Consider the following 19576-nt stretch of genomic DNA (forward strand, 5'->3'; position numbering starts at 1 on the left):
TATGACAATTTTAGAAGACATTCTCCGACAAAAGAAGAAAGAAGTTGAACAGCTGAAAAAACAGCCGATTGTTGAAACACCATCAGCCAACAAACCAGTACAAACTGTTGTCCATACGTTTCATAACACAGATCGTATGAATATCATTGCCGAAATTAAACGGGCGTCGCCTTCCAAGGGATCAATTGACATGGAGGCTGACCCGGCCGAACAGGCAATCCTATATGAAGCATGTGGGGCCGGAGCTATATCTGTTTTGACCGACGAAGCATTTTTCAAAGGCTCACTGGATGATTTGCGAGCAGTTCGCAATGCAGTAGACATCCCTATCCTTTGCAAAGATTTTGTCATTGATAAAGTTCAAATCGATCACGCCAAATCTGCAGGAGCGTCCATCATTCTGTTAATCGTCGCAGCCATGAATCCGTCCAAGCTTAGTGAGCTTTACACGTACGCCACTCGACAGGGATTGGAAGTGCTTTGCGAAGTACACAACGAACCTGAGATGGAAACAGCCATTGATTTAGGTGCTGACATGATCGGCATCAACAACCGGAATTTAAAAACATTTGATGTAACACTGTCCACTACCGAACGTTTAGCATCAATGGTGGTCAATCCTGAGACAATTCTGATTAGTGAAAGCGGCATTAAAACACGTGACGACGTTATGGAAACAGCAAAAAGCGGCGCGAGTGGCATTCTGGTCGGTGAGACATTGATGCGCTCCAATAACTTGCAGGAATTGTTCAATGAGTTGAAGATCCCGTTATCAGAAGGAGGACGCTCACATGCTCGTTAAAATTTGCGGCATTACAACCATCGAAGCAGCACAAGAGGCTGTTCAATCGGGTGCTGATTTCATCGGATTTGTCTTTGCACCGAGCAAGCGGCGGCTGAAACCTGCAGAAGCTGCTGAAATCAGCGCTGCCCTGCCCGCTGCTATCAAAAAGGTCGGTGTTTTTGTAAATGAAACAAGAGAAGCGATCATACAAACTGCCGAACAAGTGGGATTAGATGTGATTCAGCTTCACGGGGATGAACCGCCGGCTTCTGCTGAACAGCTTCCATATCCTGTCATCAAAGCATTCGGGATCGGAAAACAGGACATGGCGGAGATAAAGGCTTATCCGTGTAACTATTATTTAATCGACAGTCCTAAAGGGCCCAATCGCGGCGGCAATGGAACCACATTTGATTGGACACAGCTGAAGCATCATGATCTGGACCCGCATAAAATCATTCTGGCTGGAGGCCTGACTCCCGAAAATGTGCAATCAGCCATTTCGATTGCCAAGCCAGCCGGGGTGGACGTATCAAGCGGGGTAGAAACAAACGGTACAAAAAACGTTGAAAAAATTAATCAATTTATCAAAAATGCCAAAACGAAAGGATGATAACCATGACAACATATACATTACCGGACTCAAAAGGAAGATACGGTCATTTCGGCGGACGATTTGTTCCCGAACTGTTAATGCCAGCCCTGCTTGAACTGGAAGAAGCTTACGAGGATGCGATGAACGATCCTGCTTTTATCGAGGAACTGGATGATTATTTAAAAAACTATGTCGGCCGGGAGACACCGCTTTATCACGCAGAGAATCTGTCACAGAAACTTGGCGGACCATCCATTTATTTGAAACGTGAAGACCTGAATCACACAGGTGCACACAAAATCAACAATACGATCGGCCAGGCTTTGCTGACACGGCGGATGGGCAAAAAGAAAGTTGTTGCCGAGACCGGTGCAGGCCAGCACGGTGTTGCAACCGCAACGGTCTGTGCACTGCTTGGACTTGAGTGTGTTGTTTTCATGGGTAAAGAGGATATTCGCAGGCAAAAACTGAATGTCTTTCGGATGGAACTGCTCGGCGCAAAGGTCGAAAGTGTACCACAAGGAAGCGGAACATTAAAAGATGCGGTAAACGAGGCATTACGCTACTGGGTAAGCCATGTCGAGGATACGCACTATATTATCGGCTCTGTCGTCGGACCGCATCCTTTTCCAAAAATGGTGCGGGATTTTCAGTCCGTCATTGGAGAGGAAACAAAACGGCAGTATCAGCAGAACACAGGCAAATTGCCCGATGTGATTGTAGCCTGTGTTGGCGGCGGCAGCAATGCGATGGGGATGTTTTATCCGTTCATTCAGGAAGAGAATGTCAGGATTTATGGCGTGGAAGCTGGCGGAAGTGGCATTGAAAAGAACAAGCACGCCGCAACATTAACGGCCGGCAATATTGGTGTTTTGCATGGAACGATGACGCATCTGCTACAGGATCAGCATGGTCAGATTGAAGAAGCGCACTCCATTTCTGCGGGGCTCGATTACCCCGGGGTAGGTCCTGAACACAGCCATCTTCATGATACCGGCCGGGTGCAATATACATCTGTCACGGATCAGGAAGCAGTCGATGCCTTTAAGCTTCTGTCCCAAACAGAAGGAATTATACCTGCTTTGGAAAGTGCTCATGCAGTAGCCTTCGCGATGAAACAGGCAAACGAAATGGATGGAACAGCGTCTCTCGTTATCTGTTTATCCGGCCGTGGCGATAAAGATGTTGAATCGGTTAAAGACATATTATTGGGAGGAAACGCTGATGTGTAATCATCAATTAGCAAAAGCATTGGAAGCAAAACGTTCGGCAGGTGAAAATATTGTTATCCCATATATTATGGCCGGCGATGGCGGTCTGGATATCCTGGAAGAGCGGATCGGATTTCTTGAAGAATGCGGGGCGGCAGCTGTCGAACTCGGTATTCCCTTCTCAGATCCGGTAGCAGATGGGCCGACGATCCAGGATGCTGGCCAACGGGCACTGCAAAATGGCACAACACTGCAAAGCGTTTTAGAAGCGTTGGAAAGCTTTAAAGAAAAACGTTCGATTCCGGTTATTCTGATGACATATATCAATCCAATCTATACTTATGGAATGGAGCGCTTCGCCAAAGACTGTACAAACACCGGTGTGAATGGTGTCATTATTCCTGATTTGCCAATGGAAGAGGAAACCATGATCACTGGCTCCCTAGAAAAACATGCGATTGCCAACATCCGACTGGCTGCTTTGACCAGCCCGGATGAACGGCTTTCCGAAATTGCCCAACGTACAGAAGGCTTCCTTTATGCCGTCTCTGTCACGGGAACGACCGGAGCCAGAAACACACACGGCAGTAACGTTAAAACATATTTGCAGAACCTAAAGAAAATGACAGATACACCAGTTCTCGCCGGATTCGGTGTGTCCACCCCGGAGCAGGCCCATGAACTGGGTTCCAACTGTGATGGCGTGGTTATAGGGAGCAGAATGGTAGATTTATTTCACAGCGGCAGGACGGATGACATCAAGCAGCTGCTTCAAAAAAGCATTTAAAAAATTGTCGCCTGCTGGTATTTTCGGCAGGCGGCAGCAGCATTTATTTCCCCTGCTTTTTCTTAGCCGCTTCGTATTCTTCCTTCGTGATCTCACCTTTTTCAAAACGTTCTTTCATCATTTCCAGCGAAGTTTGTCTTCTATTGCTGGTACGAGCATTAAACCGGTAGAGAATAATCGCTATCATAACCAAAATAATGATGCCCAAACCTAACCTGATATAACCTTCAGTCGTCATTAGATCACCTCCATTATTACTTTTCCCTGTCATAATCGATTTAAGCACTGAAAAATTTCCAAACAAAACCATTGAATCAACACACAAAATGTATTATTATTTTCAATGGACTTATTACATGTATTTTGCTGGTGTGGCGCAATGGCAGCGCGGCTCACTCGTAATGAGTAGGTTGGAGGTTCGAATCCTCTCACCAGCACCATTTTGGAGGAGTACCCAAGTCCGGCTGAAGGGGACGCACTCGAAATGCGTTAGGGCGTGTGAGCGCCGCGTGGGTTCGAATCCCACCTCCTCCGTTTCAAAATGTCACTCAAAGATTCAAGCAGGCGCAGTTATCAAAAACTACGCCTTTTTATTGTTTAACCCTCTTCACACAACCTCCACCCTTTTGACGTATAGGAATAGAGTCTATCTCCAATCCCCCATTTCCATCCAACATCATAGACAACAATACAATCAAAATTTACTGTGAGCCATAGTATAAACTAAAACTTACAGAAAGCAGGTGACATGAAAATGGACAGTAATTCATCCAATCACAATGCATTCCCCGACAAGGTTGTGAAAGTCATGATTGATGATATATTCCGACGAAACAATGTAAAACCTGAAGAAGTGAAAAACAATATATCGAATGAACAGAAACAAATGCTGCAAGAAATGGTTGAGGATTTAAGAGAACAGGTGGACCAATTTAATAAAGGGGAAAAAAATACGACAAAATCAGATGAATAAAGAGTCTATTAAAGAAAACACCCATTTCATAGGTGTTTTCTTTAATTTTGCCAAAAAACGAGAATCTAGTGAATGTGTACAATCTGATTAGTAGGACCATCCATAGAGTAATATTAACTAACGAAAGGAGTGTTAATATGACATCATATAAAAGACACGATACCACGAACCCCTTCGGAAACAAAAGCAAGTATTTTTACCTTAGGGATAAACGCAAACACGGTCATCAATGCTGTCAGGATTGTGGAACCACCAACTGTGCCCCTGGCTGCAACCAATGCGATAGATGCAGGGATGAACACAAGCACCATGATCGTCATGATCAGCATAACCAATTTGAAATGGTCGAAGTTGATCCCAATGCAACCGTTTCCCAAGAAGGCGGACAATACGCTTTTATGGACCAGGAATCCGCAGAAATAATCTGGGTGAAGGAGTCCTGTGATATTACGGTTGATTCAAGAGACACACAGATAGGTGTTTCCCTTCAGGCAAGTTTGCAGCTGGCAATCGCACTGGTACTGAATATTGCTATTGCAGACTCGGGAAGAAGTGAAGCCGTATCACAGGACCTTATGCAGTATTTTAATGCCGATCAAATCAATAAACAAAAAATCTTCATCTATAACACCAAAGACGCTACTGTCACAACGAGAGACACAGATCTTGCCATCAATATTCAAGTTCTGCTGCAATTACTCATCACCCTGGTCGTCATGGTTGATATTTTATAAAAATAATGGAAGGAGTTGTAAAACGATGAGTCATATGACCAAAACAAAATGGCGTGCACTGGATCATTGTGATGAAAGTGATCGAAATAATGCAACTGTAACGCAGGACGCGGATCAATCGGTATCCAATCAGCAAGTATCAGACGAGTGGATTATCATTAAGGACTCCCAGAATATCGATGTCACAACCACCGACAGACAAGTCGCTGCCTCCTTACAGCTTGGTATTGAGGCGGCCATTGCAGTCGTTATTAATATTGCCATCGCCGACGGAACTCAATCAGAAGGCATCACACAAGACTTCAGACAAATGATTAATACAAGACAGGGCAACCGCCAAAAAACAATTGTTGAACAATCAAGGGATATTCAAATCACCACAACGGATACGGATATTGCGATTAATATCCAATTGTTATTCCAGATTCTTGTTGCTATCGTTGCCAGCTTGGATATTCTTTAATGTCATAAAAACATTCCGGGGAAATTGGGAGATTGAGGCAGGGAAACTGCTTAAATAAACTATCAACAGCCAACCCCCTCCCCCGGAACTCATGATTTCTCTCAATATTTTGCAGAGATCACTTACAATTAATAACGAAAGGATGAGTGAAAAATGGCTAATCTGACAAATCGCCAGCGAAATCTATTGCAACTGGCTAATCAATTATCTCAAAATTTAGTTGATGTCAACAATACGAATACAAATACGAACACGAATAGCAGCCTGAATAATAATGTTTCCATTGATTTGCCAGGCTTCGATTTAAATGCCGGATTAAACTTGGGTCTTGGCAGAGGAAATGGAACAGATACCCCGACAACCCTCAGGGAAGTGCTGATGGAACTGGTAAACGAGCAAGTGGAGGTTACCACCCCGTTTGGCCCGGTATCCGGGACATTGATCGCTGTAAGGGATGACTATATTGTTTTAATTGAAACGAACGGCAATCAAGTACTGGTCCGTATTGAAAATATTGAACTGGTCAGTGAATTATAAAGGAGGGATTCAAATGTTTCAGGATACGTTTGCAAACGAATTGGCTACACGTGTCGGTTCAATGGTCGAAGTAGCTACCGATAACAATTTAATAGAAGGCATTCTCTCTACCGTTACGGCAGATTTGGTACTTGTTATTGAAGTTAATGGTGGTTATGGGGAAAATACGACACTATACCTGTCAGTAGATGCTATCAACTTCGTCCGTTTTCCTTCTGCTACAGCATAGCTCCAGGCACATGACCAAGCACCTAACATTGCCTCCCCCGGTTCAACACTGCCGGGGGATTTTCGTCTTAAAACCAGTGGTTAAAAAAATGGCCAGTATTCCTTCCATTATTCAAGTGATTTTAAAAATTTTTCCCAGCTGACGTGGTTTTGTTTGGTAATGCTTTCTTTGTGTTCCCGGACATTATATACGGTAAAATCCCGATATAGAAACCGGCCGTTGCTGATTAACCGGTTTAAAACACTGACATCTTCGTATAGCCTGCCATCTGCAAAATCAATAACCGGAAAGCCATCTGCCTTTTTGAGTGAAGAAGTACGATAGACGCGCGGTCCCAGCGGAAAACGGTATGACAAAAGGTCCTTTCTCCCCCTGATGAAGTTTCCTTTAGCAATACCTTTAAACAGCACGTCATCTTTCAACTGTTTCCATTTTCTGAGATTGCCGTATAAAACCGACACATCATTCGGAAGATCCGCGAGATGTTTGTTGATGACTGAAACCGCATCAGGATCAAGCCAGTCGTCAGCATCCAGTTCCAATATAAAATCAGTTGTAACATAAGGCAGTAACTCATTTAATGCCCGAGCCTTTCCCCCGTTCTTTTTACGAAATACCTTTACCCGCCGATCATCATGATAGTACAAAAGCCGCTGATGGGTACTGTCAATGGATCCGTCATCCATGATCAGTAACTGCTCTGGCTGTTCGTTTTGCAACAGACTGGAAACAACAGCCGTTTGGACATATGCTGCCATGTTGTAAGCTGACATGATAATTGAAAGGCTGGGGTGGTGCGTTTTGACTTTTTCAAGCTGGTATTTTTGGATGATTGTTTGTTTTTCGATCGTATTTCTGGCGTTACTTTTCCTGGCTTCCTTAATGAGACCTTCTTTAAAATGTTTCTTTGAATTTTCAACCCGAGAAAGCCAGACAGGAAAAAGCATCTCCTTGAAAGGCAGCTCTGAAGATGACATCAACGGATGCTCTTTTAGAAATGACGTCCGAACGAGTAAAGGGTGCTGAATAGCCATGTTCCGGTTATATTTAAAAGTGCCTAAAACAGACTTGTTCTGGGTAAGCTGCAGAGAATTAGACGTGTTGGCAGCGGAAAGATAATCAGTGCCGGTCAGCCACAACACATAGGTTGTATCGATCGTATGGATGAAATCTTGCAATATGTCTCCGGCGTCCTGATCTTCAATTGGCACAGAGCGAATTCGGTCGGACCAATCAATCTCAGGCACGAGCTTAAAAGCGCTCTCTCCTTGCTGAAAAACGATCACCGAGTTCAGTCTGGAACGAATGGGGGTTAGCGACATAAGTGCTTTAGACAATACTGCCTGATCAGCATAATGAACGAGGATGGCCGTTATATCGTTCAAACTGAATTCCTCCAATCATGTGACATACCTCTAAAAAACTTATAATACCCAAGTATAATTTGTATGAACCGGAACAAATGTATATACCACTTAATCTAATTCAACATTTTTCCAATATTTGTATCATTATCACCTTTCCTGAAGAAATATGTCATCTGTCCCGGTATACTAGAAGATGTGCCAATCTCTTGGTAGAAATGCCGATTCAATTTGGTATGCGATTCATAACATATAGTAATCGATACAAGGCCTTGTTGAGAGTCACATCCCATGAGTTTTACCCTTGGAAGCCGGCTGACCACCGGCTTTCCAAACTCACACTTTATTTAAAGTTTGATTCCAATGCCGAATACGAGTCGTTTTGGCAGTATGAATATCCCTTTTCACATAGAGTACAAATAACATAAGCGTTAACCGTAAAATGTGTATAAAAAACACTCAGAATTGTGAAGGGCCAATCGTTTTAAGCTTCCTTTTTCTACTTTTAACGGGGATTATTAATAAGCAGGAAATTTTGGCAAGGCTGGGACACAATTAAAACTTTCCACGCTAAAGACGAACGATTACAAGGCAGGAAGTGCAGCATTTTACTTTTTCAACAGTCACATCCAATTCATCGTTGATACCACTGCGAAAGCGTGACAATTTGTTCCTTCCATTCTGATGTTAGTTGCGTACGATCATTCGCTCCGGCAGCATACTGCGCTCATGTTGGGGTGCTGATTGTTGAAAGAAAAGAACTTATAGAACGATATTCATTGAACTTGCTGTCACCTGATGAGAACACGATTCTAAGCTGCGGAAAAATGCAACACGCCTGGGGGAACAGCGCGAGCCGAAGATCCACTTTGCCAAGTTTTCTTGGCAAAGTTAGCTGAGGCCGTGCCCCCAGAAAGGGCGTATTTTTCCGCAGCGACCATCATGCACTCACCAACAAAAGCATGGAAGAATGCAAATCTAAGACCAAGTGACTTCTCAGTTGATGGATCATGCGCAACAAATGTTCAAACATACCTCAAAAGATAAATCCGAACTGTTCCCATCATAGTGGAATCATCGTTCGAATTTATCTTTGGCTTATATCCTTTTATCCCTGCCTCGCCCATTTTACTCAACAGATAATTCATAAAAATGAAGCGAAGCATCCTGTCCAACAGGTTCGTCAAGCTTAATTTTTCCTTCAAACAGGGTATTACCGGATGTTAAATCAAGCACGAGCAGTCGTCGCGGAGCTTGCTGATTTCTTGTCAGCATATACGCCTTATCATTTTTGATGCGGGTGATACTTCCAAGCTTTTCAGTTTCTTCATAAGACGTCGGAACCTCTATTTCACTGGTGATTTGTTCTGTTTCCAAGTCATACTGTACAATCTGTTGCTGACTCCCGAAGTAAAGCGTCGTATTGTCGCGGTCCAAAATATCTTGATCCACTAATGATTCCGGGAGTTCCAACGATCTCGTTTCTTCTGTCTCCGGATCATAGATGATATAGTTGTTCGTTACGTCTTGAGCCGGCTGTTCTGCTCCCGAGTTCTGATCATCGTCCAGTCCACTCGTCCGTGTCGTTTTTTTAAAGATTACATCATCATGGGAGGCTGTCTCATCAGAGTCGGTTACCATGTTAAAATACGTTCGTTCACTCTCCTGTATATCACCAGATATCATCGTATCATCACCGGTAATATCCTGATCAGGAATATCAAACCGGTAAAGGTGTGCTTCTTCTCCTCCATCCCTTGGATAATTGCGCGTCATAACATGTAATTCATCATCCGTCATTTGCACATCTTGCACCTGTACTTGGGCATACATGGCTCTGTTCGGGACAGGAACTGTAAACGACGTTGTTTCGTCATTTTTTTTATCCAAAACCGCAATATCAAACTTGATTTCACCTCGTCCAGGCATCGTTTGATTGATCACGTTCGCATAAGCGAGTGTATCTGCTGTTTCCATGTAAGAAGAAATACTTCCGCCTTTACCACGCATAAAATTCCTGTGTGCTTGCTGCAACTGAAGAATCCTTTCATGGAAAAAACCGTTCCTGAAACGTTTGAAAAAGGATTGTTCGCTGCCGTATGTGGTTCCTTCTACATCGACCTGTACAGACTCATCCATGGCATTGCCAAGCATGTAGCTCCCGCTTATCGTAACTGGCTCCATTTCATCCTCGTTTCCGCTCACTTTTTCAACCGTTATATCCTGCAGACCATTTGCTGCGATAGCTGATTGGATATAAAACGTCCCAATCGTCAGCACAACTAGCAATATGACTGCGATTAATCGCCAATATCGTTTCATTCAATAACCCCTCTCATACTGTGATTTTTTTCGTCAGTAAGTAATGACCCATCCAAAGAGTCAAGGCTGTCAAGATCAGCCCCAATCCAACTTCAAGGCCGAATGTTTCCAACGGATACAAGTAATAATGATCCATAAAAGCAGTGGCCAAAAGCGGTGACAGCATGATGATAGCGGAAATAGCAGCATACCCGATCCCAAGAAATATCCCTTTCCACTTGAAACTGCGCTCGAACAATATAGCTGTGAACAAAACGGATACCGCCATAAACCCGGCACCATAATACAGGATAAATTCTGTAAAGGATTGCGGAACGAGTATAGATAAATAATCCCACTTAACAATCTGACCAACTGTCATATCCGTTCTGAAATCCGCCGGAACCATCCACTTCAGCACACTATTTTCCAGAGGCAGGATAATAAGCTGTACGGATACAAGCCCGAGCACCATCAACACAATTGAAGTCGCTTTGGCAAGGTAAACATTCAGCCGGGCTGTCGGCAGCATCAGCAATCGATAAATGAACGTGTTTTTTCCAAGCCAGTCACGATACCAGATCATAAAAATATAAAATAACAATGCTGCCGCACATACTGCAATCGGCCCCGTGAACCATAGACCCCGGGCAAAGTCCAAAAATGACATGGCACCATATTGTTCAATAAACTGTGCTGCCGATAGCATTTCTTCATTGATGGCCTGATTGGCTTTATCCATGTACGCATTGGCTGTCACGATCACGCCTGCAGCCTGAACAATGACCGTCAGCGCAATCAGCACCAGGTATATGTTCATAAAGCGATTTAATTCAAAGTTTACTAATTTCAGGAAACGATTCATTGCTGATACACCTCTCTCATCACATCAACGACTGATTTGCCTTCTGTTTCTCGTACTTCCTCACTGTTAAATTCCGTTAACACCTTCCCTTCATCCAAAAGCACTGCTTTATCAATCAAGTGCTCAATATCATTGATTTCATGCGTCGTAATAATGACGCCCCTATCTTCAACCAAGTGGCTCGTAAACACTTCAGCAATCTGCTCCCGGCTGAAAATGTCGATCCCTGAGAATGGCTCATCCATCAGTAAATAGTCAACATCGAGCGCCAGTCCAAGCAATAAGTTAACTTTAGCCCGATTCCCTTTCGACAGATTATTGATTTTCTCACTTTCCTGCAGCTTGAAAAAATCTAGCAATTCCGTTGCGCGCTCCTGATTCCAGCTGTCGTAAAAGTCCGTCATAAACTGCATCGATTCAGCAATCGTCATGTTCGGCTGCATAATAATAGCATCCGGAATAAAGGTGATTTGTTCATAGCTTTGTTTACCAATGGACTCACCATTCATAAGTATCTGACCGCCATTAAGCGGTGTCAGGTTCATGATCGCATTCATGATTGTCGTTTTGCCGACACCATTTATCCCGATGATACAAGTGATTTTACCTTTTTCAGCCGTAAAGGATACCCCATTCAGAACCTGTTTGCGTCCGAATTTTTTCTTAATATCGTTTACTTCAATCATATATAAACCTCCTATTTATCGTCCTCGTTTTCAAATGTCTCTTTAACCAAATCCAGCACTTCGTCAACCGGAACATTAATCGACCGGATCGAACTGACAAAATCATCCACCGCTTCCATAATCAGTTCCTGCCTGACAGATTTGAGGATCGCTTCATCTTTCGTAATCTTACTCGGCAAATTCCGTTCTGTGTAAATCAAACCCGCTTCCTCCATTTCTTTGTAAGCCCGCTGTGCGGTATTTGGATTGATTTTTAATCTGTTCGCCAGCTCCCGCCGTGACGGGATTTCCTGCCCCGATTCAAACATACCAGTCGCAATCTGCTCCTTGAAATACCGGATGACCTGCACATAAACCGGATCCCGTTTATTAAACATTACATTCATAATCACATCTCCCACTAAACTCAGATGGACGCCAGTGTATTAATAGATTAATACACTATGGTTAAAAAAATGTGTATTAAGTGTGTAATACATCCTTTGGTGTGTATTATATGGTTAATACACCAGGAAGTCAACAGCTCATTCAAAATTTTATCGCGTGCCAGTAAACAGCAGCCCGGACATATATGCTAAAATGTAGGTACATGAATGCGTTGAAAGGATGATCGAAATGACAAACGCCGTCAAACTCACATCTCTCTCTTCAAAAGGCGGATGCGGGTGCAAAATCGGACCAGCCGACCTGGAAAATGTACTGCGCTCACTTCCGCAGTCTCTACCGAATCCGAATTTACTTGTCGGATTGGACACAAGTGATGATGCAGGCGTTTATAAATTAACCGATGACCTCGCACTCGTTCAGACAGTTGATTTTTTTACACCGATTGTCGATGATCCATATGCTTTCGGTCAGATTGCGGCTGCCAATGCGATCAGTGATGTGTATGCAATGGGCGGAACCCCGATCACAGCACTGAATATCGTTGCCTATCCTATTTCTACACTGGACGAAAGCATCCTTGCCGGTATTTTGCGCGGTGCAGGTGATAAATTGGAGGAAGCTAATGTTTCCCTTGCCGGCGGTCATTCGATTGATGATCAGGAGCCAAAATTCGGACTTGCCGTCACAGGGACAGTGCATCCCGACAATTTGCGAACTAACTCTGGGGCCAAACCGGGGGACAAGCTGATTTTGACCAAACCAATCGGGGTCGGCATCAAGACCACTTCCCTGAAAAATGGACTGCTTGAGCAAGATGAAATTGATCGTGTGACTGACGTTATGACCACATTGAATAAAACGGCTGCCGAAACGATGAAAGATTTCAAAATAAATGCCAGTACTGACGTCACCGGTTTTGGACTGCTCGGCCATGCTTCTGAACTGGCGGCTGGCAGCGATGTTGAAATCCATATTGATTCAAAAGCGGTCCCTGTACTTTCACGCGTGAAAGAACTGGCCGAGGCAGGGTCCGTTCCCGGAGGCACGAAAAATAACTATGATCACATAAAGGATATCGTTACGTTTCCGGAAGATTTCGATCAGTTGGACAAATGGATTTTGTGTGATGCGGTCACATCAGGCGGACTGCTCCTGTCAGCAGATGGAAACGATGCTGATACACTTTTGACAGATTTGCAGCATAAAGGTGTTGAAGCTAAAAAAATCGGTGAAGTGACTGACGGCCATAATGGACGAATCACGGTTGAGTAATGAGGAAGTGATCATTTGTTTCAGGATATAACGTTACAAGCGTTAATGGAAAAACAGCATAACGAAAACCATACCGTTATTGATGTCCGCTCCCCTCAGGAATTTAACGAAGCGACAATCCCAGGCAGCATCAACATCCCCGTATTTACCGACGAGGAGCGGGCAGAAGTGGGTACCCTTTATAAACAAGTGAGTAGAGAGGCTGCCAAACAGCGCGGACTGGAAATCATGTCTGCCAAGCTTCCTAATTTCATTGGTGAATTCCGGCAGATCGACACACCAAAAACTGTTTTTTGCTGGCGGGGTGGCATGCGCAGCAAAACAGCCGCTACTGTTGTGGACTTGATGGGCATTGAGGTGAACCGGCTGCAAGGCGGAATCCGGTCCTATCGCCAATGGGTGATCGGTGAACTCGAGAAAGCGGAATGTTCACCAGATATCATTGTATTGAACGGCAATACAGGCACAGGTAAAACCAAACTGCTGCACCAATTGTCTGATAAAGGCTATCCGGCTATTGATCTGGAGGGAATGGCTGGACACAGGGGATCCATTTTCGGGCACATCGGACTTGAACCAAACAAACAGAAAAAATTTGAATCACAGCTTGTTCAGGCAATTCAAAAATACAACGATGCACCATTCGTTTTAATGGAAGGTGAAAGCAGACGTATTGGCAACGTAACCATGCCGGTATTTCTGCACACGAAGAAAGAACAGAGCACACAACTGTTTATTGATTTACCGATGGAACAAAGAGTACGGAACATTATGGATGATTATCAGCCCTGGAACCAGCCTGAAAAATTCATCGAAGCATACCAGTACATCAAAAAAAGGATCCATACCCCAATCGCCAAACAGATTGATGCAGATCTGAAAGAAGAAAATTATCAACAGGCTGTCCAAATGCTGCTCGAATTTTACTATGACCCGAGATATGAGCACATGGCTGAAAAATAATTGCATCGCAATATTAAAACCATTCAGGTATCCAATATGAATGATGCAGTCACCCGGATAGAGCGTACACTTCATGAGATGTATCCGCAAAAAGGCTGAGTGTATATGAACATCTTGGAACCGTTACAGGCAAATAGAACATAAGGGAGAGATCAGTGTGAACCAGTACAGTAAGATGTTACTCAGATTTTCCGCCATATTCGCCGTGATCGGTGCATTTATCGGCTCGCACATGGCAGGAGCAGGCAGCCCGGCATTCAAAACGGTACACGCCCACATTCTGGTCGTCGGCTGGCTGACATTATTCGCATGGGCTGTCTACTATAAAATTTTTACTCCTGTCAAAACGATCATCGCCACACTGCACGTCTTAACAGCCATTATCGGAGCAATCGGCCTCACGACAGGCATGTGGCTCTATTATTTGCGGCCATTTGACCTGGCTGACGGATTTGTGACCGTATTTTTTATTGTCGGCGGCTCCATAATGCTTTTGAGCTTTGTGCTATTTGTCGTGCTGACATTTATGAGGACGGATGAAGAAACATAACATGCAGCTTGATCGGTTAATGAAATAGCACATCAAATGACACAAAGTTTGGTGTGCTGCATTTTTTCGAAAGCAAATTCGCTTTTTAAACAGCTTTATATGGCTTTCTTTCTTAAATTAGTCGTTTAATAATCCAGAAATGCTTGCTAACCACAGTTGCCTATGACTAGCATAACGAATAATGACCTGAATAATCATCTTCCAAATGCGTCGTAAATTGTTATGCATCTTTACCTCATAAGATCAAGGACTGCCTAACTAATTTATCCCCTCATCCTCCAGAATCCTTGATAATTTTTTCACATCAACCACAAGGTTTTTGATGATTTCATGTGCTCTTGATCCGGGGTTCGCATTCCTGCACTTCAGAAAATAATAATCCAAACCTAAATACTGTCCAATTTTCAGGAATTCATCTGACGTTGAGGTGAATAACTGAATGACTTTCGTTCCAGGCTGACAGAACATAATATTTGCAAGCCCGGCACCATTCGGACTTATAATAACATTGGCTGAAGAAAAAATGTCGATTTGTTCCTGGACGGTTAAAGAACTCAAAACAATTTTTTTAAATCCTTTTTGGATTAAAAGTTTCATAAGCTTAGGTTCATTCGCAACCTTTCGCCACGAGGCATCTTCCCGGCTGATATAGATACGTTCATAGTTACTTGAGCTTGTATGGCGGTCCGCTTTCAGAAATGCGTCTCGAAGGAATTCAACGGTCCAATTCACACATGTTCCTGCGTTAAATGGGACAGATGGCAAAATCAAATTTTCTGCCTTCAAGTGCTTTCCCGACGTAAGCTGTAAGATTTTATCCTCAGGGATACCAAGCATGTTAACCGTTTCCCGCTGAAACGGCAATGTTAGAGGCGGCAAGACATATTTATCAATCTTAAAACCGCTGAGCTGCAGCAAATGATAACGTCCCAACGTATCGTGTAACCAATGCCAGTAATTAGCGTGCCCAGCCCAGGCCAAAACGCCCAATGTTCCATAATAAGGAGAGGCGGAAGGGATTTTATGCACTGCAGTCTTTTCAAAATATCGCCAATATAAATGAAAAACCATATCATGCAAACATGTTTGATCAGGTGTTAATGCATAAACCATGCCACCCCCTTTATCACACATCCATATACTGCCGTTTTCTATCTTTGAAACGTAAGACTTGCGAAACTTGTGATTCTCCCCAAATCGTGGTGGATATACCCAATCAACCCATTGCGGCTGGTCCCCTTTTGGAAGCGTATATTTTACTGTTTCATTTGTATAGAATTCTTTATAAAAATCTTGTATATCTGATTTTGGGGTCGTTTTTTCAATCCAATCTTTCGTATGAATATATAAACCCGACATACCTATACATCCCCCTTTTCCATTAACGACCTTGGCCCATGCCCTATTTTTGCACGTATCCTAGCGTACTCCATAATATGTAGAAAAGTCTTCAACAGTGTTGAACGACTGCCCCACTATACCAACTGGATCAATGCGTGGTGAACAGAAATGGGAGGATCATGCCATGATAAACGTACTCGTAACCGGTGCAGGCGGATTTATCGGTAAAAATCTTATCGAAAGATTACAAAGGGAAAAAGGAGTCTCTGTCAAACCGTTTTATCGCGGGGATGACCTGTCACTGCTGTATAAACATTTAGACAAGGTGGATATCATCTATCATCTGGCAGGGGTGAACAGACCACAAAATAACGAGGAATTTGCAAGCGTCAATAGAGGGCTTACTGAATCAATCGTCAGTTATTTAAGGGCGCATCAAAAGACACCGAAAATCGTTTTTTCATCTTCAACTCAAGCTGAACTTGATACACCCTATGGTTTAAGTAAAAAAGCTGCCGAAAAGGTACTGAAAAGCTATAGTATGGAGACCGGCGCAGACGTATATATTTACCAACTGCCGGGTGTCTTTGGCAAGTGGTGCAGACCGCATTATAACTCCGTTGTTGCGACTTTTTGTCATGAATTGGCACATGATCGGGATATCGACATTCACGATGCGAACAAAACGCTTGAACTCGTATATATTGACGATGTTGTGGATAGTTTCACGTATTGTCTTAACCGGAAAAAGACGGAAGAGACATTCTATGATCATATCCATCATACCTTCCATACAACGATAGGGGAACTGGCTCACAGACTTCACAAAATAAAGGACATGCGACAATCGCTAATCATCCCTGACCTATCCGACAAATTAACAAAGTACTTGTATACAACCTATTTATCTTATTTAGATGAGAATATGTTTTCATACAGTTTGCCGGCACATCAAGATGAAAGAGGAAGTTTGGTTGAATTAATCAAATCACACCAGGCCGGTCAAGTATTTATGTCAACATCACGAAAGGGCGTTATAAGAGGGAATCATTATCATCATACAAAAGTGGAAAAATTTTGCGTCATTAAGGGGTCGGCAAATATTAAATTAAGGAAGATCGATTCCGATGAACTGATCAACTATACGATCTCAGACGAAAACATCGCATTTGTCGATATCCCGCCTGGTTATACCCATTCGATTGAAAACGTAACAGACGGTGAGATCATTGTTTTGTTTTGGGCCAATGAACTGTTTGATCCGGATAACCCAGATACCATTCCATTAAATGTTCAGCCGAACGAAACTGATGAAAAGAAAGGATGATAACCGTGTCAACAGATCGGACATATACATGTCAGGAAGACGATATTTGCCTGGTTGCCTATCCTAAATCAGGGAACAATTTCTTATTGTTTCTCGTCGCCATGTTATTATATCGGAAAAAAATGGATTGGGCCACAAAAGGTAAAATGATCCAAAATGTATCAAGCGAACCAATCGAAAACTTGCCACCCCCTCATCTTGTATGGAGCCATGACAGTTATGATCCATCCTATCCCAAAGTCATTTACCTGGTAAGGGATCCCAGGGATGTCGTCATTTCCTATTTTCATCATTTTCAGAAGTATTATGGTGAAAGCCGTGATTTTGATGAGTTTTTCGAGGTGTTTATGGAAGGCGGTATTGGGCCCGGAATGTGGGATGCGAATATAGAAAGCTGGCTCGACAATCAGGAAAAGGTTAAAAATGGTTTCCTGCTTGTTAAATACGAAGATCTTCTTGAAAATCCTTCTAAAGAAGCAAAAAGGATTATACGCTTCTTAAACTTAGACAGGTCAGAACAAGAAATCAACGAAGCTGTCAGTTGGGCTTCTTTCGATAATATGAAAGCATTGGAACAGAAACAGCATTCCCATTTAAACCACAATTCACCGTTCGTCAATCAAAACATCCCTTTTGTAAGGGAAGGCAAGGCGAATAAATGGAAATCTGTTTTGAGCAAAGCGCAACAGCAACAAATCAATCAGACATTTGATAAGACTTTATCACGATTAGGGTATAAGTAAAACGCCATTTTAAGCGCCTTCTGATCATAGAGGGCGTTTTTTATTTCAGGAAAAAGGTGTGATTAACCGATGCTCAAATTATTGCTGATTGCAGCCAATACCTCTCGTTTTACCAATAATAATTATGACGATTTGGAGAAGGAATTAGCAAAGGTGACAACCTTGATGGTTTATCGAAAATCCGGTCATATCAACAAAATATTACGAAAAACCTCTGAAAAACCGGATTTCATTTTAATCATCAATGACGTAGGTAAAACATTTACGCCTGTTGTCACCGGTTTATCCGATATCAGTATACCTGTAGGACTGATGGTAAACGACGCTCACCGATTTGTGGAACAGCGAAGAAGGTATATAACAGCTAATCATATCAGGACATTCTTTGTCATATGCCAGCATAATTTTTACAATTATTATCCACGACAAAAGAATGATCAAGTGTTCTTTCTCCCGCAATTTGCCAATACATCAATATTTAAAGACTACGGTGCTGAAAAAACGGTCGATTTAATGATGCTGGGAGAAGTTTCTCTTCCGCAAATCTACCCATTAAGAGAAAAGATATTACAGCATTACAAAAATAACCCCAAATTTTTCAACCGTCCTCATCCGGGATGGCGAGATTTTACAAAGGAACAGACAGAAAAGGCATTAATCGGGGAAAACTATGCGAAGACCATTAATCAGGCTAAACTGTTTTTTGCATGCGGCTCCGTTCGTCAAGTTGTGACATTCAAATATTTTGAAGTGCCAGCGTGCAAAACCTTACTAATGGCTCCTGCCTTACCGGAACTTAAGGAGATTGGCTTAATACCAGGAAAGCATTTTGTGACTATAAATGCGAAAAACTTTTCAGAAAGGGCTGCGTACTATCTGAAAAATACCAAAGAGCGGGAAAGAATTACCGCAGAGGGCTGCCGCTTCGTTCATAACCATCATTCAACCGCTCATCGAGCAAGACAATTAGTCCGACAAATAAAGAAGATTTTATAATCGGGGTATTAGATCCGTTAAACAAAAATGAGGGTGGGACACAACTAAAACTTTCCACGCTAAAGACGAACGATTACAGGGCAGAGGAAGTGCAGCATTTTACTTTTTCAACAGTCACATTTGTCTTGGTGCAGCCTTCCTTCCATTCTGATTTTAGTGGCGTGAGATCATTCGCTCCAGCAGCATACTGCGCTTTCCATGGGCACGGCCTCAGCCTCCTCGGAAAGCAAAGACCTCTTTCCTGCGGGGGCTTTGGCTCGTGCGGTTCCCATAGGAGTCTCCGTATGCTGCCTCCGCTCATGTTGGGGTGTTGATGGTTGAAAGAAAAGAACTTATAGAACGATATTCATTGAACTTGCTGTCACCTTATGAGAACACGATTCTAAGCTGCAGAAAAATGCGACACGCCTGGGGGAACAGCGCGAGCAGAAGATCCACTTTGCCAAGTGTGTTTTTTGCAAAGTTAGC

The 19576-nt window shown here is 43.0% G+C and carries 22 protein-coding genes and 2 tRNA genes; 17 read left to right on the top strand and 7 right to left on the bottom strand.

Annotation, left to right across the window (positions count from 1 at the left end):
- Window position 1 precedes the first annotated feature (1 nt).
- From trpC to trpA, 4 genes are read left to right on the top strand one after another with little or no spacing between them, the layout of a single operon-like run.
- Window positions 2-802: an indole-3-glycerol phosphate synthase TrpC gene (gene trpC / locus BM195_RS08670; RefSeq protein WP_090236639.1), complete on the top strand. Its 801-nt coding sequence runs from the start codon at window positions 2-4 to the stop codon at window positions 800-802.
- Window positions 792-1397, top strand: coding sequence for a phosphoribosylanthranilate isomerase (locus BM195_RS08675; protein ID WP_090236640.1), 606 nt, complete (start codon window positions 792-794; stop codon window positions 1395-1397). The genes trpC and BM195_RS08675 overlap by 11 nt, the downstream gene beginning before the upstream one ends.
- A 5-nt stretch (window positions 1398-1402) precedes the next feature.
- A complete protein-coding gene (gene trpB, locus BM195_RS08680; protein ID WP_090236641.1) occupies window positions 1403-2611 on the top strand; it encodes a tryptophan synthase subunit beta in 1209 nt (402 codons plus the stop codon).
- Entirely contained in the window at window positions 2604-3377 is a 774-nt protein-coding gene (trpA, locus tag BM195_RS08685) for a tryptophan synthase subunit alpha (RefSeq protein WP_090236642.1), read from the top strand. Before trpB ends, trpA begins: the two co-directional genes overlap by 8 nt.
- A 43-nt stretch (window positions 3378-3420) precedes the next feature.
- On the opposite strand, the gene BM195_RS08690 is transcribed toward trpA, so the two are convergent.
- Window positions 3421-3615 (bottom strand): SHOCT domain-containing protein, encoded by a 195-nt coding sequence (locus BM195_RS08690; protein ID WP_090236643.1) that lies wholly within the window; start codon window positions 3613-3615, stop codon window positions 3421-3423.
- A gap of 127 nt (window positions 3616-3742) precedes the next feature.
- Between BM195_RS08690 and BM195_RS08695 the strand changes: the two genes are divergently transcribed.
- The 7 genes from BM195_RS08695 (at window position 3743) to BM195_RS08725 (ending at window position 6313) form a co-directional block, all read left to right on the top strand.
- Window positions 3743-3817: transfer RNA gene (locus tag BM195_RS08695), tRNA-Thr, on the top strand.
- A 4-nt stretch (window positions 3818-3821) separates the two neighbouring features.
- Window positions 3822-3911, top strand: a tRNA-Ser gene (locus tag BM195_RS08700).
- A 220-nt stretch (window positions 3912-4131) separates the two neighbouring features.
- Entirely contained in the window at window positions 4132-4350 is a 219-nt protein-coding gene (locus BM195_RS08705; RefSeq protein WP_090236647.1) for a spore coat protein, read from the top strand.
- Between the two features lie 137 nt (window positions 4351-4487).
- On the top strand, window positions 4488-5084 hold the full coding sequence (locus BM195_RS08710; RefSeq protein WP_090236650.1) for a spore coat protein: 597 nt from the start codon (window positions 4488-4490) through the stop codon (window positions 5082-5084).
- Window positions 5085-5109: 25 nt separating this feature from the next.
- A complete protein-coding gene (locus tag BM195_RS08715; RefSeq protein WP_090236652.1) occupies window positions 5110-5547 on the top strand; it encodes a spore coat protein in 438 nt (145 codons plus the stop codon).
- Between the two features lie 153 nt (window positions 5548-5700).
- Window positions 5701-6084 carry a DUF2642 domain-containing protein gene (locus tag BM195_RS08720; protein ID WP_090236655.1) on the top strand — a complete coding sequence of 128 codons (384 nt, stop codon included), beginning with the start codon at window positions 5701-5703 and terminating at the stop codon, window positions 6082-6084.
- A gap of 13 nt (window positions 6085-6097) precedes the next feature.
- Window positions 6098-6313: a hypothetical protein gene (locus BM195_RS08725; RefSeq protein ID WP_090236657.1), complete on the top strand. Its 216-nt coding sequence runs from the start codon at window positions 6098-6100 to the stop codon at window positions 6311-6313.
- A gap of 107 nt (window positions 6314-6420) precedes the next feature.
- Here BM195_RS08725 and BM195_RS08730 read toward each other — a convergent pair whose 3' ends face one another.
- The 5 genes from BM195_RS08730 to BM195_RS08750 all read right to left on the bottom strand — a co-directional run bounded on the left by BM195_RS08730 (window position 6421) and on the right by BM195_RS08750 (window position 11915).
- Window positions 6421-7698 carry a glycosyltransferase family 2 protein gene (locus tag BM195_RS08730; RefSeq protein ID WP_090236660.1) on the bottom strand — a complete coding sequence of 426 codons (1278 nt, stop codon included), beginning with the start codon at window positions 7696-7698 and terminating at the stop codon, window positions 6421-6423.
- Between the two features lie 1107 nt (window positions 7699-8805).
- Window positions 8806-9999 (bottom strand): hypothetical protein, encoded by a 1194-nt coding sequence (locus BM195_RS08735; protein WP_090236663.1) that lies wholly within the window; start codon window positions 9997-9999, stop codon window positions 8806-8808.
- A 13-nt stretch (window positions 10000-10012) separates the two neighbouring features.
- Window positions 10013-10843, bottom strand: coding sequence for a hypothetical protein (locus BM195_RS08740; protein WP_090236666.1), 831 nt, complete (start codon window positions 10841-10843; stop codon window positions 10013-10015).
- Complete coding sequence (locus BM195_RS08745; RefSeq protein ID WP_090236669.1) at window positions 10840-11529, bottom strand: ABC transporter ATP-binding protein; 690 nt, start codon at window positions 11527-11529, stop codon at window positions 10840-10842. The genes BM195_RS08740 and BM195_RS08745 overlap by 4 nt, the downstream gene beginning before the upstream one ends.
- 11 nt (window positions 11530-11540) lie before the next feature.
- Complete coding sequence (locus BM195_RS08750; RefSeq protein ID WP_090236671.1) at window positions 11541-11915, bottom strand: GntR family transcriptional regulator; 375 nt, start codon at window positions 11913-11915, stop codon at window positions 11541-11543.
- A gap of 229 nt (window positions 11916-12144) precedes the next feature.
- On the opposite strand from BM195_RS08750, the gene selD reads away from it, so the two are divergent.
- The 3 genes from selD to BM195_RS08765 all read left to right on the top strand — a co-directional run bounded on the left by selD (window position 12145) and on the right by BM195_RS08765 (window position 14701).
- Complete coding sequence (selD, locus tag BM195_RS08755) at window positions 12145-13188, top strand: selenide, water dikinase SelD (RefSeq protein ID WP_090236673.1); 1044 nt, start codon at window positions 12145-12147, stop codon at window positions 13186-13188.
- 15 nt (window positions 13189-13203) lie between these two features.
- Window positions 13204-14151 carry a tRNA 2-selenouridine(34) synthase MnmH gene (mnmH, locus tag BM195_RS08760; RefSeq protein ID WP_244535712.1) on the top strand — a complete coding sequence of 316 codons (948 nt, stop codon included), beginning with the start codon at window positions 13204-13206 and terminating at the stop codon, window positions 14149-14151.
- Between the two features lie 157 nt (window positions 14152-14308).
- Window positions 14309-14701 (top strand): hypothetical protein, encoded by a 393-nt coding sequence (locus tag BM195_RS08765; protein ID WP_090236679.1) that lies wholly within the window; start codon window positions 14309-14311, stop codon window positions 14699-14701.
- A 258-nt stretch (window positions 14702-14959) separates the two neighbouring features.
- Here the strand turns inward: BM195_RS08765 and BM195_RS08770 are convergent, their stop codons facing one another.
- Entirely contained in the window at window positions 14960-16060 is a 1101-nt protein-coding gene (locus tag BM195_RS08770) for a glycosyltransferase family 61 protein (protein ID WP_090236683.1), read from the bottom strand.
- Window positions 16061-16226: 166 nt separating this feature from the next.
- Between BM195_RS08770 and BM195_RS08775 the strand changes: the two genes are divergently transcribed.
- The 3 genes from BM195_RS08775 to BM195_RS08785 all read left to right on the top strand — a co-directional run bounded on the left by BM195_RS08775 (window position 16227) and on the right by BM195_RS08785 (window position 19108).
- On the top strand, window positions 16227-17369 hold the full coding sequence (locus tag BM195_RS08775) for a polysaccharide biosynthesis C-terminal domain-containing protein (RefSeq protein WP_090236685.1): 1143 nt from the start codon (window positions 16227-16229) through the stop codon (window positions 17367-17369).
- Between the two features lie 5 nt (window positions 17370-17374).
- A complete protein-coding gene (locus BM195_RS08780; protein WP_170848201.1) occupies window positions 17375-18112 on the top strand; it encodes a sulfotransferase domain-containing protein in 738 nt (245 codons plus the stop codon).
- Between the two features lie 69 nt (window positions 18113-18181).
- Window positions 18182-19108: a glycosyltransferase family protein gene (locus BM195_RS08785; RefSeq protein ID WP_090236691.1), complete on the top strand. Its 927-nt coding sequence runs from the start codon at window positions 18182-18184 to the stop codon at window positions 19106-19108.
- Window positions 19109-19576: the final 468 nt, after the last annotated feature.

The organism is Lentibacillus halodurans (assembly GCF_900112045.1).
GTDB lineage: Bacteria > Bacillota > Bacilli > Bacillales > Amphibacillaceae > Lentibacillus > Lentibacillus halodurans.